Raw genomic sequence first — 16691 nt, 5'->3', positions numbered from 1 at the left:
ATACATTGAAAACTACTCTAACAAACAGAAAATAGTTATTTCGAACAGGTATGTAAACTAATTAAAGTTTTTTAAGCCATACGGTATTCATCTAACTTACCCTACTTTTAAGTGTATTATCTCGATGAATTTTACCGCTGCTAGTTTCTTCAAATTTTTCAACAAAATAGATCTTTTTAGGATGCTCAAATCTTTCTAAAGATTTAAGATTAGCTATTTTATCTTTCATTTCTGTGAGGTGTTCTTCTGAAAAGGCAGCTTCAATAAATAGTACTAACTTGTTTCCTAATGAATCATCTGGCAGAGAGGTAATAAAAAAACGAGAATCTATAATTTTACTAAGTTTTTTCTCTATTTCTTCAGGATGTAACTTTACGCCACCGCTATTGATTACGTTATCAATCCTACCTTTCCAATTGAATTTCTTATACGTCACAATTTCTACCACATCGTTTGTAACAATAATTTCATCGGAGAGCTTAGGAGCCTTTATTACCAAACAATCCCGCTCGTCTTTACTAATATTGATATTGGGCAATACTTTAAAAGGCCGTGCTTGTTTTTTCTTTTTAGTAGGATTAATTCTACGAGCCGCGATATGCGTAATGGTTTCGGTCATTCCGTAGGTTTCGTAAACCTTAGTATTCACTTCTTTGACCATCTTCTGAAGTCTAAGCGACATTGCGCCACCACCTACAATTAGTTTTTTAACTAAATGCAATCGCCCAACAGAGTTATCTAATTGGAACGGTATCATTGCACAGAAATCGTAAATTTTAAAAACCTGATCTAATGGCGTGGACGAAGGTGGTACCAAATCCAGCTGCCAACCACAAACTATAGCTCTAATAATCATCATTTTTCCGGCAATATAAGTTGCAGGAAGACAAAGTAATGCTTTGGTATCTTCTGGAAGATCAAAATATTTTGCAGTAGCCATCGCTGAATTTGCCATATATTCTTTTTTAAGCTGAATAATTTTTGGCTTCCCTGTAGAACCTGAAGTTTTAACCTCAAGAAAATTGTGCGGTTTCAACCATTCTAATATGAAGTTTCCTACTTCTTCTTCAAAAGCTTCTCCTTCTTTTATAAAATGAAATGCAAGCTGGCGCAATTCTGCATTGCTATAGTGCTGTTTATTCAGCTTAAAATTAGGATGTGTCTCGGGAACCTTATAATAGTCTGCCATGTTATCAAAAATCAATAAATCCTGACTTATCAAAGTTATTAAATTGCTACGATTACTTAAATTTAATTAATTTTTAGTAATCTTTCCCTAAATCAGATAAATCTTCAATATCAGCAGTCCCATCAGAAGCATGTGAAACGATAGGTTGCTGCACCTTGCCAAAAAGGCGATTTCCCCAATTATTCCATTTGTATCTTTTTGCATAAATAAATAAAATAATAGGGTTTATAACTAATGCACCAATCCACACTTCCCAATCTGCGGTGGGATTAGATATATCCTTTAAAATAGATTCAGTATTAAAAGCAGTCCAATCTGCCGTGACTAAAAGGGAAGCTACCAAATTATTGGCTGCATGAAAACCTAAAGAAAGTTCTAGCCCCTCGTCCATCAATGTCATTATTCCCAGCATCAAGGCAGTACCAAAATAAGAAACCATCACCAAATCCCCCATCTGCGCTACCTCTGGATTTGCATAATGCATTGCTCCAAAAATAAACGAAGTTATCATCAAAGGAATCCAACGATATTTTGTTTTTATGCCTATCCCCTGCATTAAATAACCTCTAAAGAAATATTCCTCAAAACTAGTTTGCAGAGGTACAAACACAACTGCAATAAGCGTTAAAATCAGAAAAGGAACCAAATTGAAATTAAAGACGTAATCATCCGGACTTACAAAGAAATAATCTACCAGAATCAATACTATATTTAAAATCGCTATTGTTGAAAATGAAAACCAAATTCGACTCCAATCAATTTTTTGTCTGCTTGTAGTTAAGTTCGTAATGCTATTTTTATGAATTATTTTATATAATAAAAAAAGAAATAGTAGAGATAATGCAAACCCAAGGAGCATCAAAAAAAATGTAGTATTACTATTGAAAGACGTCATCAAACTATTCTGATCTAGAAAAATAGCCATCATCTTTTCGTTATATCCATATTTGATAGACAGGGCAATAAAAAACGGAATTATTTGCAAACAACTCCAACTAAAAAATATTGCTAATGCACCAATTATATATCTTGCTCCGCTGCTTTTGCCTTTAAAGGCCTGCTCTATATACATTCGTTATTTTAAAATTTAAAATCCCAATTTTTTTCTGGATTATATCTTATTTCTCCTTCTTTTACCTCTAATGGACTTTCTATATTGTTGGTGTATAAACTTCCTGTTCCTAAGCCTTGTGGCATTCTTACCTTCTGTTCGTAGGTAAACTGTGAAATCGCATTTAGCCCAATATTACTTTCTAAAGCACTTGTATTCCACCAGCCAATATCTTCCTTTTCAGCCAGATCAATCCATTGCTGAGTTCCTTTAAAACCACCAATAAGACTCGGCTTAAATATCAGATATTGAGGTTGTATAGTTTGTAGCAGTTTCTCCTTTTTTGTTACGTCGAAAACACCTATTAATTCTTCGTCTAAAGCAATTGGTAATGGCGTTTCTTCACAAAGCTTCGCCATTTCTTCCCAATTTCCTTGCTTTATCGGCTGCTCAATGCTGTGAAGCTCTAATTCGCTTAAATGCTTCAGCTTATCTAAAGCATTTCTAGGACCAAAAGCACCGTTGGCATCAACACGCAGTTCTATTTCTTCTGCGGAATACTGCGAACGAATATACTTCAGTAATTCTAACTCAATTTCAAAATCGATAGCTCCAATCTTCATTTTTATACAATTGAAACCCGACTTCAATTTATCTTCAATTTGAGATTTCATGAAGTCTTTTTCTCCCATCCAGATAAGTCCGTTTATGGCAATCGCATCTTTGCCATTTGTAAATGCTGAAGGAAATAGCTCGAATTCATCTTTATTTTCTAGAGATTGGAATGCCATTTCTATTCCAAATTGAATACTTGGAAATTCTGTTAATTGTTCCCATAATTCATCTTTTCCTAAATCGATGTTTTTACAGGCCCATTTTAGTTTTTCTTGATAATCGGGACGGTCATCTATACTTAAACCACGTAATATTCCGCATTCACCATACCCAATATTATCTCCATTTTCAATTTTGATAAACCAGGTTTCTTTAACAGTAAGAACGCCCCGGGAAGTTCCACTGGGGCGTTTAAATTCTAAAATATGTTTTTTATATGTTGCTTGCAACTGCGTTGTCTTTAGTCTGTTAGTATTTTGGATTATTGGCCAGTTAGTATGTTCTATTGTTCATTTTTCTTTAAATTTATGAATCTTTGAAAATCTAACATTCTAATCTACTAACGATCCAAAAAATTCCAATTATCTAATATTCTCTAAAATTAAACACTTAATTTTTCACCAATATCGAGCAATAATAATTCCTTTCCTTTATCGGTAAATTTCTTTTTAGATTCAGCATGATCTATTTCAATATACCCGAAAGTATCGTAATGGCATCCTAAAATGCGATCACATTCTATAAAATCACTTGCTACTATAGCCTCATCAATTCCCATAGTAAAGTTATCACCAACCGGCAGCACTGCTAAATCTAGTTTTGTAAAAAGTGGAATCAATTTCATATCCATACTTAATGCCGTGTCTCCCGCGATATATAGATTTTTTTCTCCTGTCTGAATTACAAAACCTCCTGGTAAACCTCCTGAAGCTCCATCAGGAAAAGTACTACTATGCCAAGCCTGTACGTATTTTACTTTTCCGAAGTCAAAATTCCAACTACCGCCATGATTCATTGGATGCACATTGTATCCTTTATCTTCGTAATAAGAAGCGATTTCAGCATTACTTACAATTACAGCATCTGGATTATTCTTAGCAACAGTTTCAACGTCAAGCACATGATCTTGGTGGGCGTGAGTAACTAGAATAAAATCTGCTTTAATTGCATCTATTTCTACTTTCCCCTTTGCATTTTCGTTACCCGATATAAAAGGATCGACAATCACATTAATATTTCCTATAGTAAGGCCAAGACAATTTTGACCGTAAAAAGTAAGTTCCATAATCAATTTATTTTTTTGAATTGCTTCTAAAATACAAATTGAGTTAAAGAGAAGCCGAATTTAGAATTCTATAATTTTGTTAAACTTCCGTCTAAAATATTTGTCCTAAACCAAATAATATGGACATCGCGAAAGTACATAAAGCAAGCGTCTTCAATTCAGGATCTAGCAAAGCCGGAGATTCGTTTTGCATTACTCTTTTTAAATGCAGCACAAGTGGAATAAAAGTAACATAAAAAATAAGATCGTCCCAGCCCTCATAAAATAATGCTGAATAAATTACCATCAATAAAATAGCAGCCAGAATTAAAAAATAATGATATGTTTTCACCGCTTTTTGGCCTAATTTTACCGCAAGCGTTATTTTCCCTGATTTTTCATCTGGAATACGATCTCGCATATTATTAAGATTAAGTACTCCCGCACTTAAAAGTCCGACTGCCGCAGCTGGCATTAACACTGTCCATTCTAAATTATTCGCATACAGAAAAAAGGAGCCAAAAACTCCCACAATTCCGAAGAAAATAAACACGAATATATCGCCTAAACCACGATATCCGTAAGCAGAATTACCAACGGTATATTTAATCGCAGCGACTATAGAAGCTACACCTAATCCAATAAAAACAAGACTGTACAAAAAATTCTCTCTGCCAAAAGAAGCATAAATCAATAACACAGCAAGTATAAATGTAAGGATGGAGGTTGCGATAATTCCATTTTTCATTTCAGCATGGGTAATCAAACCGCTTTGTATGGCTCGCTGAGGACCAACGCGTTCATCGTTATCTGTACCTTTTACTCCATCGCCATAATCATTGGCAAAATTAGATAATACCTGAAGTCCTAAAGTTGTTGCAAGTGCTAACGAAAAAATACCTAAATTAAAATATCCCTGCTGGGCAGCAATTGCAGTTCCTACTAAAATACCCGAGAGTGATAAAGGCAAAGTTCGTAGTCGGGCAGCATTTACCCATGAATTTATTTTCTTCATTTAGCGCATTATTTTTACTAAAACTTCTTTTAAAAGATCTCCCGAGGATAAGTTTACTGCTCCCACACCTTTACTCTTTACATCTGCTTCTTGCAAAACACTAATGGCGTAGCTCACTTTTTTCATAGGATAATTTTTTGCTGCCACGGTATAATCATTTACAAAATAGGGATTCACTTTTAGTTGCTTTGCCACATTCATTTTAGATTTATCTGGCAATCCATGATATTGCAAAATTTGTGAGAAGTAAGAGAACAAAAGTGAAATTGTTACTACTAGAGGATTGTCCTTAGGATTTTGAGAAAAGTAATTTATGATGCGATGGGCTTTAATTTCGTCTTTAAGACCAACAGCTTTACGCAACTCAAAATTATTAAAATCTTTACTAATACCTATATTCTGCTCGATAAGCTCCGGAGTTACCTCGGTGCCTTTTTCGCAAACCAATTGTAATTTTTGTAACTCGTTATCGATTTTACCCAAATCTGTGCCTAAAAATTCTACCAGCATTTGCGAAGCTTTAGGTGAAATCCCCAGGCCTCTAGATTTTAAATTCTTTACGATCCAATCTGAAACCTGATTTTCGTAAAGCTTTTTACTATCCAGTATTACTCCGCTTTTTTTGATGGTTTTATAGACCTTTTTTCGCTTATCGAGCGTTTTGTGTTTATAACATAACACTAAAACCGTGGTAGGTTGTGGATTTTCAGCATAATCGCTCAATTTATCAATCGTTCGTGATAAATCCTGAGCTTCTTTTACGATCACTACCTGGCGTTCTGCCATCATAGGATAACGCTTGGCATTCCCTACAATTTCATCGGGATTAGTATCCCTACCGTACATGATAATTTGGTTGAATCCTTTTTCATCTTCCCGCAGCAAGTTATCTTCAATATAATCGCCAACCTTATCAACAAAATAAGGCTCATCCCCCATCAAAAGATAAATGGGAGCAATCTTTCCATTTTTAATATCGGTAACAATCTGTTTTGCGTCGTCCATGCAGAAAAGAAACTTTTAGGCTGAAATTAGTTTTACCTTTAAAGGCTTTTGGATGTTGTATACTTTAGTATTTTTGGGGTCTATGATCGACCTCAATTTTCCAAAATATAATTTCAGGTTCAAAAATAGTCAAAATAAAATAGCTGTTTTTGACGAACTGCGGAAAAAATTTATAATTCTAACTCCAGAGGAATGGGTGCGCCAACACTGCGTACAATTTTTAATAAAGGAAAAAGAATTTCCTAAAAGTTTGATTAATGTAGAGAAGCAACTGAAGCTAGGTAAGTTAACCAAACGTTATGATGCCGTAGTTTATAATAGTGATGGAAGTATTCATCTAATTGTAGAGTGTAAAGCACCGCATATTAAAATCACACAAAATGTTTTCGATCAAATTGCACAATATAACATGACCTTAAACGCAGATTATTTAATGGTTACCAATGGATTGTCACATTATTATTGCAAAATGGATTACGAAGCAGGAGAATATCAGTTTTTACCAGAAATCCCGGCATATAAACAAGCATAAATGAAAGTAGCAGTTGTTATATTAAACTGGAATGGGAAAGACTTGCTTAAGCAGTTTTTACCATCGGTCACTCAATTTTCTACGGAAGCCAATATTTATGTCGCCGATAATGCTTCAACCGATGATTCGATAGAATTTCTACGGAATAACTTTCCTGAAGTAAAAATTATTCAGAATAAAGAAAACGGAGGATATGCTAAAGGTTATAACGACGCCCTGAAGCATCTTTCCGAAGAAATCTTAATCCTTTTAAATAGTGATATTGAAGTTACCATAAATTGGTTACAACCTATATTAGAAATGTTTGGCAAAGAATCTAAGACCGCTGTAGTACAGCCAAAAATCTTAGATTATAAAAAGAAAGATCATTTTGAATACGCTGGTGCGGCGGGAGGTTTTATCGATAAGTTTGGATATCCTTTTTGTAGGGGAAGAATATTTGATACCATAGAAAAAGATTTTGGCCAATTTAATGATAACGCAGAAATTTTTTGGGCAAGTGGTGCTTGTTTAGCTATTCGAAACGAGGTATTTAAAGAAATTGGAGGTTTTGATGAAGACTTCTTTGCCCACCAGGAAGAAATTGATTTATGCTGGCGGATTAAAAATTTTGATTACGATATAAAATATACAGGCAATTCTGTCGTTTACCACGTTGGAGGAGCAACTTTAGATAAAATAAATCCTAAAAAGACCTATTATAATTTTAGAAATAGTCTTTTTATGCTTGTTAAAAACCTCCCTAAGAAAGAAATGCGTAAAATTGTATTCCAAAGAATGATTTTGGATGGGATTGCCGGCTTAAAATTCTTAATTCAAGGTGATTATAAGCATTTAATATCGGTTTTAAAAGCTCATACCCATTTTTACGCTAATTTTTCAAAAATGAGTAGAAAAAGAATTGAAAAATCGTCTAATATTCAGTATTTTGAGATTAAATCGGTTGTTTTTAAGTATTTCGTATTACGAAAAAAAACCTTTAAGAATATAATGTAAAGCCTGCCTAAAGTATTGTTAATACTACTTTTAAGCTTTATATTTTTTTGATACTTTTGGAAAATCTAACATTAACAATAATTACAACAAGTTATGAAAAAAATCATGCTTTTATCGGCCTCTGCGGCCATCTTGCTTTCTTCATGCGTTTCTAACAAGAAATATGCTGAACTTGAAGCAAAACAAAAAGAAACTCAGGACCAGCTTAATACCGCCACTGTAAAACTAAACGCTTGTCTTGATAGCAAAGACGAAATGACTGAAAGGATAAAAGTCCTTAATAATACCAATGCAGCGTTATTGAATAACGTTGGCGATCTTGCTACCCTTTCTAAGAAAGAAGCAGAAAATCTTGAGCGTTCTTTGGAAAGTATCAAAGAAAAAGATCTTGCTATTAAGAGCATGAGAGATGCTATCAACAAAAAAGACTCTGTTACTTTAGCGCTTGTTACTAGCCTAAAAGGAGCTATCGGAAACATGAACGATGAGGATATCGAAATCAATGTTGAAAAAGGTGTTGTTTACGTATCGATTTCTGATAAATTGTTATTCGACAGTGGTCGTTATAATGTAACTAATAGAGCTAAAGAGGTTTTAGGAAAAGTTGCTACTGTGATTAAAAATAAGCCAGACATCGAGTTTATGGTAGAAGGTCACACAGACGATCAATCTATCTCTACTTCTATGTTCCAGGATAACTGGGATCTTTCAGTAAAAAGAGCTACTTCTGTAGTTAGAATTCTTCAAGATGAATTTAATGTAGATCCTAAGCGTATGACTGCTGCAGGTAGATCTTACTACATGCCAGTAGCGTCTAACGATACTGCTGAAGGTCGTGCAAGAAACAGAAGAACAAGAATCGTTGTACTTCCTAAACTAGATCAGTTCTACGGAATGATTGAAGAAGGTATGGAGCAAGCTTCTAAAGCTTCAAACTAAGAAAATAAAATATTTTATTATATTGAAAAGCCTCGCTATGCGAGGCTTTTTCTTTTTCCTTGTTTTTAAATTTTTGTGAAAAATCAATAAAAAAATCCCCGGTTTTTTGGCCGAGGATTTTTTTATTACTTAAAAGTTTTATTGCTTACATTATTTCCAAACTTCCTTTACCTTCTCTTATAACTTCAGGTTCGTTAGTAGTCATATCAATTACCGTACTAGGAGTATTATCACCATATCCACCATCAATAACAATATCAACAAGATTATCCCATTTTTCAAGAATCAACTCAGGATCTGTAGTATATTCAATCACCTCATCTTCATCTCTAATTGAAGTTGATACGATCGGATTCCCTAATTCTTCTACAATTGCCCGGCAAATGTTATTATCTGGCACTCTAATCCCAACTGTTTTCTTTTTCTTGAATACGGTTGGTAAATTATTATTTCCAGGTAATATAAAAGTATAAGGACCAGGTAAACAACGTTTCAAAATTTTAAAAGTCGCGGTATCGATTTGCTTTACATAATCAGATAAATTGCTAAGATCGTGACAAATAAAACTGAAATTCGCTTTTTCCAATTTCACTCCTTTAATCTGAGCGATCTTTTCTAAGGCTGAATTATTTGTAATATCACAACCTAAACCATAAACCGTATCGGTTGGATAGATTACAAGTCCGCCGTTACGCAAAGTTTTTACCACTTTAGCAATTTCACGCGGATTGGGATTTTCGTTATATATACGAACAATTTCAGCCATAGTTAATCAGCTTTTTCTACTTCTTTTTCTAATTTTAGAACTTTACTTCCGTCCTTTTGTTCAATTAGTAGCGCTTTATTACCCTGTTCTCCTTTTCGGGTAATTTCACTGCCATCAATTGTTTTTGTAACCTCTTCAGTATAAGTTTCAGTTACTTTACCTTCAGCGGTTCCATTTCCCCATTCCCATTTTACATTACTTCCTTTCTGAATCATCTTTTTTCTTTTGAAGATAAAAAGAAAGCCGCAAATCGCGGCTTTGAATAACAGAAGTTTAACTCGAAAACCTTGTAAGCGCTAGCAATTTATAATTCTCGAATGTTTAGAATACCTTCTAAGAAAGCAATTTCAATTTAGCAAATCTTAGCAATAGTTTTTTGATTCCGCCATTTTCAAAATTAATTTCAGCTTTTTTATCTTGGCCAACCCCTTCGATACCCAAAACTTTTCCTTTACCAAAACGCATATGTTCAACCTCATTTCCAACCTCCAGTTGAATAGCATTGGTAGCTTTAGCAGGTTCTGAGGCTGCAGGTCGTAATTTTCGTAATTTCCTAAGCTGCTCCTCAGTTGGCTTATGTGCCGGTGGTGGCGTTCCAGCTTTTGGTTTTGTCTGTCGAAGTTTGGACTTATCGACTTCATCTCCAAAAATATCTGTATCGATAAGTGGCTTATATTTATAATCATCCTGCGGAATCATATAATCCAAAAACTTATCATCGATCTCTTCAATAAATCTACTTGGCTCGGCATCTACAAGTTTTCCCCAACGATATCTGCTTTGCGTATATGTCAAAAAAGCTTGTTTCTCAGCTCGAGTTACGGCAACATAAAACAATCTACGCTCTTCTTCGAGTTCAGATCGGGTATTCATACTCATTCCAGAAGGGAATAAATCTTCTTCCAAACCAACTATATAAACGTAAGGAAACTCAAGTCCTTTCGCAAGGTGAATGGTCATTAAAGCCACGCGATCCTCATCTTCGGTTTCCTTATCCAAATCGGTTGCTAAAGCCACATCTTCTAAAAATTCTGCTATAGATCCATTAGCATCAGCAAGTTCTTTTTGTTCTTCAACAAAATCTTTAATACCGTTTAATAATTCTTCGATATTCTCGATTCTGGCGATTCCTTCTGGTGTACCGTCTTTTTTTAGTTCCTGCACCAATCCTGTTTTCTTCGCTACAGTATCGGCAACAGTAAAAGCATCGGCATTCTGAGCCAAAATTGTAAAATGCTTAATCATATTTACAAAATTGTCCAGCTTTGTACGGGTACTTTTAGTGATCTTTATTTCAGGAAGATGATCCAGATTTTCTAAAACTTCGAAGATCGATTTTCCGTATTTGTTGGCAGCGATACTTAGTCTATCCATCGTAGTTGCTCCAATACCGCGCGCAGGATAATTGATCACACGCTTTAAAGCCTCTTCGTCTTTCGGATTTATTAATAATCGTAAATACGATAGCACATCTTTAATTTCCTTACGCTGATAGAACGACAAACCTCCATAAATTCGATACGGAATATCTTTCTTCCGCAGCGCATCTTCCATCGCCCTACTCTGTGCGTTGGTTCGGTACAAAATTGCAAAATCGCCATTCGCCATTTGATTTTGCATTTTATTTTCAAAAATCGAACTAGCTACAAATCGTCCTTCTTCACCATCAGTCAATAATCGATTTACCACGATCTTTGGACCATCATCATTTGCCGTCCAAACCACCTTATCCAATTTGGTTTGGTTTTTATCGATTATCGAGTTTGCAGCATTTACTATATTTCCGGTAGAACGATAATTTTGTTCCAAGCGGTACATTTCTACGCCTTCGTAATCTTTCTGAAAGTTAAGAATGTTATTAATATTCGCTCCTCGGAAGGCATAAATACTTTGCGCATCGTCCCCCACCACACAGATATTCTGAAATTTATCAGACAATGCTTTTACGATCAAATACTGCGAGTGATTGGTATCCTGATACTCATCCACTAAAATATATCGAAATCGATTCTGATATTTCTGAAGCACTTCAGGAAAACGGTTTAAAAGCTCATTGGTTTTCAGCAATAAATCATCAAAATCCATTGCACCGGCCTTAAAACAACGCTGCACATATTCCTGGTAAATTTCGCCCATTCTCGGCTTTTTGCTCATCGCATCAGCCTCCATTAATTCAGGATTATTGAAGTAAGCTTTTACAGTAATTAAGCTGTTTTTGTAAGACGAAATTCGGCTATATACCTGCTTATATTTATACACATCTTTATCAAGCTGCATATCTTTTATGATCGCTCTAATTACGCTCTGTGAATCCTGCGTATCATAAATTGTAAAATTGGAAGGATAACCTAACTTATCGGCTTCAAAACGTAGAATCTTGGCAAAAACCGAGTGGAATGTTCCCATCCACAGATTTTTAGCTTCACTTCTACCCACGATCTGGGCAATACGATGTTGCATTTCTCGCGCCGCTTTATTAGTAAAAGTTAAGGCAAGAATGTTAAAAGCATCGATTCCTTTACTCATCATGTATGCGATCCTATACGTAAGCACACGGGTTTTACCAGAACCGGCCCCCGCAATTACAATCATAGGACCTTCAATCTGCAACGTTGGTGCCCTTTGGGCATCATTTAATTCGGCTAAATAAGCTTCCAATTTCCTTCAAATTTTAAAAGCGTGAATTTAACCAAAATGAATCAATTTCTAAACTCCGCTCGTTAATACTTTTAAACAGCGATTCGCTAGGCTTTAATTGTTTATATTTTTTAGTATTTTTAAAGGAAGTGTTTTTTGAATAAAAATAACAATCCCTTTTAACGAATTTCAATGAAGAAAATTTACTATCTATCCCTCTCATTACTTTCTGCTTTTAGCTACGGGCAAAAAATGGATGCCGATCTTGAAAAGGACATCGCTGCCGTAGAAGAAAAAGTGATCGAATGGCGAAGAGATTTCCATGAGCACCCAGAACTCTCGAATCGCGAATTTGAAACTGCTGAAAAAATCGCCAAGCATTTAAAAAATTTAGGTTTTGAAGTTGAGACTGAAATCGCAAAAACCGGAGTTGTAGCTTTGCTAAAAGGAGACCATCCAGGAAAAGTTGTGGCTCTGCGAGCCGATATCGATGCGTTGCCGGTAACCGAAAGAAATGATTTGCCTTTTAAATCTAAAGTAACCACCGAATTTCTTGGTGCGCAAACCGGAGTAATGCATGCCTGCGGTCACGATACGCATACTGCAATATTAATGGGTGCTGCTGAAGTTTTATCACAGCACAAAGACAAAATTCATGGAACGATAAAATTTATTTTTCAACCAGCTGAAGAAGGTCCACCACCAGGTGAAGAAGGCGGTGCAAAACTAATGATCAAAGAAGGAGTCCTAAAAAGTCCAGATGTTGATGCAATCTTTGGTTTACATATTAATTCTGAAACTCCTGTTGGCACCATTCGTTACAAACCGGAAGGTACAATGGCCGCAGTAGAACGTTTTGTAATCAAAGTAAAAGGAAAGCAAACACATGGCTCACAACCTTGGAGTGGCACAGATCCTATTCTTATTTCAGCTAAAATCATCGATGGTTTACAAACGATTATTAGCCGTGATGCTAAATTGATCGATGCTGCAGCGGTAATTACCGTTGGAAAAATAACCAGTGGCGTACGTTTTAATATTATTCCTGAAAGTGCTGAAATGATTGGAACTGTTAGAACTTTAGAACCGAAGATGCGAGAAAAGATTTTAAGCCGAATGAGAGAAATGGTGCCAAAACTTGCGGAAGCCTACGGTGGTGAAGCGACTATCGAAATCCAAAATAACACTGCGGTGACTTATAATGATGTTGCATTAACTAATCAAATGCTGCCAAGCTTACAAAAAGTGGCCGGAGAAGATCATGTAGAACTGGTTAAAGCGACAACCGGCGGTGAAGATTTCTCTTATTTTCAGGAAGAAGTTCCGGGCTTATACTTCTTTTTAGGTGGACAACCTTTGGATAGCGAAGAACCAGCACCGCATCATACACCTGACTTTTTTATTGACGAAAGCGGATTATTACTAGGAGTTAAAGCAATGACACAATTGGCTCTGGACTATCTTAATCCTCCGCAATAAAATAGGTGGAAAAATTGCCTTATCATGCTGAATGATTCAGCTTCTCGCTTTAAATAGTTTTAATGAGGAATTTATGGATTCAATCAAAGCTACTTTTTAGTTAACTTTGACGTTTAACTTAGAAAAAGTACCTTTCGTTTTTTTAGAACAAACCAGCATGAACGATTTAGATTTATTGCAATTACTTTATAACATTTTACCGGCTATCATCGTGGCCGCGGTAGCTTTTTATTTTTTTAAGACCTTTTCTGAGAACGAGAATCGTAGACGTAGATTTTTATTGCATCAAGAAAATCAAAAAACAGGACTTCCTCTTAAACTTCAGGCCTACGAAAGAATGGTCTTATTTCTTGAAAGGATTTCTCCCGGAAATCTATTAGTAAGGATAAAGCCAAATAATTCAGATAAAATTCAGTATTCAAATACTTTGATTAGTGCGATCGACCAGGAATTTGAGCACAATTTAGCGCAGCAGATCTATCTTTCTAACGAATGTTGGAATTACATAAAAACAGCTAAAAATGCTACAATTTCACTGATAAGACAAACCGCTGCAGATAATAACGTCGAAAATGCCGCAATGCTTCAAGAAAAAGTACTAACAGTTTTAATGGATGAAGATGCTCCTACCGTTGCTGCGCTTACTTTCGTTAAAAATGAGGTGAAGGAGATTGTTTAGCTTAGCTAAGCTTCAGCCTTCAGTTTAAATTAATTCCGAAAATTTATAATCTGAATTTTTAGTTCTTAAATGTTTTTGGATTATCGCTTAAAGATTTTATCTTGACATGTTTAGATGAAAATACATCTTTTAGAAATATTTTGAAATTATCGAATGACAGCTATGAATATAATAATTGGTCTAGTTTTAATTTTGAGTCTATTCCTATGGTTTTGGGCGATATGGGATTTATCTAAATCTAGATTCAAGAAAACTAATCTTAAATTTGTGTGGTTATTGATAGTTTTATTCTTCCCATTTTTTGGATCGATCTTTTATTTTCAGTTAAAGAAAGAATTCACAATAAAACAAAGACACTTTAAACCAGATTTTTCTCAAGCAAAAGGAACTTTTTAAAGTTATATTTTCTAAAATTAAATAGAATTATGAAAAAAGGAGAAGCAACTCAGAAACCAAAAGAAAAAACAAATATTTTAGTCCTAGGATTAAGTTTTGTAGTTTTTTACACCATTTTCAATAATTGGGATTATTTGAAAAGTCTAATTGGGAGTTTGCTTTAGTTATTTTAGCAATTGCTTTTCAACCATATTATTGAGTTCTATTTTAAAGCGATTACGTGAATTTTCAAATGATCAAAAAATACATCACCAAATCATCTATTTTCTAACAGCGAAGCAGTCTCAATTCTCTTTTCTAAAATCTAATTTTCTTTTAAACCTCAGGTTTGATCTTTTTATCTTCTGCTACTTTTTTTTCGGCGTAATCATAGCCTTGCTTCCACCATTCGGTCATTAGTTTTTTGTTGAAAACAAGCGAGTTTTCGGTAAGTTTTGTGGGAGTATAGAAAATATTCAACTTCACGTTTTTATTCAGCGCGGCAAGTTTTCCTTCGATCACATCGTGATACTCTACCTGATCTAGCACAAAGCTGTATAAATTCATCATTAAACTGAATGGATTCTTGCCCAAAACCTTGTTATACTCCATATTCTCTGCTTCTAAGATAATAGCATCAACTTCAGTAGCACCGCGTTTTATCGCTTCCCGAATAGGAACCACACAGCCTAAACCACCATCGGCATATTCGTAACCATTTTTTTTGGCCAAGCTCATAAACGGAATATAATTACAAGAAATCCAGATCCAGTCGCAAAAATCATCGTAAGAGAAATCGTGAATAGACTTATACTCTACTCGGTTTTTAGACAAATTGGATACTGTGACGATTACATCTCCTACCTGATTCTTTAGATTTTTGAAATTCTCTTCAGAAAAATTCCTGCGGATATGCTTTAAGAGATTCTTACTTTCTCCAAAAGTTCGCTTTTTCTTTAAAAATTGCCAAAACATATTAAAGTAGTTAATCGTCACATATTCCCGCCCTTCTTTCTTCTTAACGATAAACGGATTTAAACTGAAAATTTTACGCTGATTTACATTCGTGTAGAGGTCGTAAACTTTTTGAATATTTCCTGCCGCCAGATGCGGAATCAATAGACTACCGGTAGAAGTTCCCAAAAAAAGATCATACTTTTTCTTTTCGGCTTCCATTAAATATTGGGCTACGCCGCCTGCAAATGCTCCTTTACTACCGCCGCCCGAGATGACCAATGCTCGCATTAAGGTTCGATTTGGTTTATTTCTTCACTCTTCATTTTAGCGTAGTTGAAACCACTTTCCCACCAACGCTTCATTTTTTCCTGTTCAAAAATAAGGGAATTCGTAGTCAATACAGTTGGTGTATAGTAAAAATTAATAATTACATCTTTGTTAGCGGCAGCAAATTTACCAATTTTAATATTTTGATTTTCAACCCTATCCGTCACAAAATTAAATAGGTTTGTAATTAAACCGAAAACATTTTTTGAAGGCATCCGGTTAAAATGGCTAACTTCAGTTTTCAAGATAATGGCATCAATTTCTGTAGCACCGCGTTTTACCGCCTCTTCGATAGGCACCATCGATCCAAAACCACCATCGGCATATTCACATCCATTTTTTTGAACTAAACTCATAAACGGTGTATAGTTACAGGAAATCCAAATCCATTCTATAAAATCCTGATACTCGAAATCTTTTATCGATTTATATTCCACTTCATTAAGTGATAAATTCGAAACGGTTACCAAAATATCTTTTTCTGAATGTTTTAATTGCTGAAATTCTTCTTCAGAAAAGGTATTTAAAATAAGTTTTTTCAGGTTTTTGCTTTCTCCAAATGTTTTTCGGCCTCTGGCTAAATTCCGTAGCACATTGAAGTGATTGATACTAATTTGATCATAACCATGTTTATGCTTAATTAAGAAGGGACGAAGATTAAAAATACTCGACTCGTTAACCGAGGTGTAAACCTGTTTAATCTTTTCAACCTTTTTTAATGCAAGGTGCGATATCAACAAACTACCGGTAGAAGTGCCCAGATACATATCGTAATCTTTGCCCATTTTTTCTATTAAATGCTGCGCAACACCACCCGCAAAAGCACCTTTACTACCACCACCTGAAATCACTAATGCCTTCATTA

General features: G+C 35.0%; 19 protein-coding genes. 8 read left to right on the top strand and 11 right to left on the bottom strand.

Annotated elements, in window-relative coordinates; translation table 11 throughout:
- Positions 1–91 precede the first annotated feature (91 nt).
- From PBT89_RS04890 to holA, 6 genes are all read right to left on the bottom strand, one after another.
- Positions 92–1189, bottom strand: a complete 1098-nt coding sequence (locus tag PBT89_RS04890; RefSeq protein ID WP_270063640.1) for an AMP-binding protein — start codon at positions 1187–1189, stop codon at positions 92–94.
- A 73-nt stretch (positions 1190–1262) separates the two neighbouring features.
- The gene (locus PBT89_RS04885; RefSeq protein ID WP_270063639.1) at positions 1263–2261 is read right to left on the bottom strand and encodes a CPBP family intramembrane glutamic endopeptidase; all 999 of its coding nucleotides are present in this window, start codon (positions 2259–2261) and stop codon (positions 1263–1265) included.
- Positions 2262–2269: 8 nt separating this feature from the next.
- Positions 2270–3304, bottom strand: a complete 1035-nt coding sequence (locus tag PBT89_RS04880; protein ID WP_270063638.1) for an o-succinylbenzoate synthase — start codon at positions 3302–3304, stop codon at positions 2270–2272.
- A gap of 152 nt (positions 3305–3456) precedes the next feature.
- The gene (locus PBT89_RS04875) at positions 3457–4140 is read right to left on the bottom strand and encodes a metal-dependent hydrolase (protein WP_270063637.1); all 684 of its coding nucleotides are present in this window, start codon (positions 4138–4140) and stop codon (positions 3457–3459) included.
- Positions 4141–4231: 91 nt separating this feature from the next.
- Entirely contained in the window at positions 4232–5134 is a 903-nt protein-coding gene (menA, locus tag PBT89_RS04870; RefSeq protein WP_270063636.1) for a 1,4-dihydroxy-2-naphthoate octaprenyltransferase, read from the bottom strand.
- Positions 5135–6139: a DNA polymerase III subunit delta gene (gene holA, locus PBT89_RS04865; RefSeq protein WP_270063635.1), complete on the bottom strand. Its 1005-nt coding sequence runs from the start codon at positions 6137–6139 to the stop codon at positions 5135–5137.
- 82 nt (positions 6140–6221) lie between these two features.
- Between holA and PBT89_RS04860 the strand changes: the two genes are divergently transcribed.
- The 3 genes from PBT89_RS04860 to PBT89_RS04850 all read left to right on the top strand — a co-directional run bounded on the left by PBT89_RS04860 (position 6222) and on the right by PBT89_RS04850 (position 8606).
- Entirely contained in the window at positions 6222–6671 is a 450-nt protein-coding gene (locus PBT89_RS04860) for a type I restriction enzyme HsdR N-terminal domain-containing protein (protein WP_270064249.1), read from the top strand.
- The gene (locus PBT89_RS04855) at positions 6672–7667 is read left to right on the top strand and encodes a glycosyltransferase family 2 protein (RefSeq protein WP_270063634.1); all 996 of its coding nucleotides are present in this window, start codon (positions 6672–6674) and stop codon (positions 7665–7667) included.
- Between the two features lie 93 nt (positions 7668–7760).
- Positions 7761–8606, top strand: coding sequence for an OmpA/MotB family protein (locus PBT89_RS04850; protein ID WP_270058848.1), 846 nt, complete (start codon positions 7761–7763; stop codon positions 8604–8606).
- 145 nt (positions 8607–8751) lie between these two features.
- On the opposite strand, the gene PBT89_RS04845 is transcribed toward PBT89_RS04850, so the two are convergent.
- The 3 genes from PBT89_RS04845 to PBT89_RS04835 form a co-directional block, all read right to left on the bottom strand.
- Entirely contained in the window at positions 8752–9372 is a 621-nt protein-coding gene (locus PBT89_RS04845) for an L-threonylcarbamoyladenylate synthase (protein WP_270058849.1), read from the bottom strand.
- Positions 9373–9374: 2 nt separating this feature from the next.
- A complete protein-coding gene (locus PBT89_RS04840) occupies positions 9375–9587 on the bottom strand; it encodes a DUF2945 domain-containing protein (protein ID WP_270063633.1) in 213 nt (70 codons plus the stop codon).
- A gap of 118 nt (positions 9588–9705) precedes the next feature.
- Positions 9706–12030: an ATP-dependent helicase gene (locus PBT89_RS04835; protein WP_270063632.1), complete on the bottom strand. Its 2325-nt coding sequence runs from the start codon at positions 12028–12030 to the stop codon at positions 9706–9708.
- 171 nt (positions 12031–12201) lie between these two features.
- On the opposite strand from PBT89_RS04835, the gene PBT89_RS04830 reads away from it, so the two are divergent.
- The 5 genes from PBT89_RS04830 to PBT89_RS04810 all read left to right on the top strand — a co-directional run bounded on the left by PBT89_RS04830 (position 12202) and on the right by PBT89_RS04810 (position 14727).
- Positions 12202–13488 (top strand): amidohydrolase, encoded by a 1287-nt coding sequence (locus PBT89_RS04830; RefSeq protein ID WP_270063631.1) that lies wholly within the window; start codon positions 12202–12204, stop codon positions 13486–13488.
- Positions 13489–13645: 157 nt separating this feature from the next.
- Positions 13646–14167, top strand: coding sequence for a DUF7935 family protein (locus PBT89_RS04825; protein ID WP_270063630.1), 522 nt, complete (start codon positions 13646–13648; stop codon positions 14165–14167).
- A gap of 101 nt (positions 14168–14268) precedes the next feature.
- Positions 14269–14403, top strand: a complete 135-nt coding sequence (locus tag PBT89_RS04820; protein ID WP_270064299.1) for a hypothetical protein — start codon at positions 14269–14271, stop codon at positions 14401–14403.
- A complete protein-coding gene (locus tag PBT89_RS04815; RefSeq protein WP_270064248.1) occupies positions 14360–14563 on the top strand; it encodes a PLD nuclease N-terminal domain-containing protein in 204 nt (67 codons plus the stop codon). Before PBT89_RS04820 ends, PBT89_RS04815 begins: the two co-directional genes overlap by 44 nt.
- A gap of 29 nt (positions 14564–14592) precedes the next feature.
- A complete protein-coding gene (locus PBT89_RS04810; RefSeq protein WP_270063629.1) occupies positions 14593–14727 on the top strand; it encodes a hypothetical protein in 135 nt (44 codons plus the stop codon).
- A 151-nt stretch (positions 14728–14878) separates the two neighbouring features.
- On the opposite strand, the gene PBT89_RS04805 is transcribed toward PBT89_RS04810, so the two are convergent.
- Together PBT89_RS04805 and PBT89_RS04800 are read right to left on the bottom strand one after the other, a co-directional pair.
- Positions 14879–15787 (bottom strand): patatin-like phospholipase family protein, encoded by a 909-nt coding sequence (locus tag PBT89_RS04805; RefSeq protein WP_270063628.1) that lies wholly within the window; start codon positions 15785–15787, stop codon positions 14879–14881.
- Positions 15787–16689, bottom strand: coding sequence for a patatin-like phospholipase family protein (locus tag PBT89_RS04800; protein ID WP_270063627.1), 903 nt, complete (start codon positions 16687–16689; stop codon positions 15787–15789). The genes PBT89_RS04805 and PBT89_RS04800 overlap by 1 nt, the downstream gene beginning before the upstream one ends.
- Positions 16690–16691: the final 2 nt, after the last annotated feature.

Origin of the sequence: Zunongwangia sp. HRR-M8 (genome assembly GCF_027594405.1) — a bacterium.
GTDB lineage: Bacteria > Bacteroidota > Bacteroidia > Flavobacteriales > Flavobacteriaceae > Zunongwangia.
Note: the sequence above shows the minus strand (reverse complement) of the source record. Positions and strands in the feature narration are given on the sequence as shown.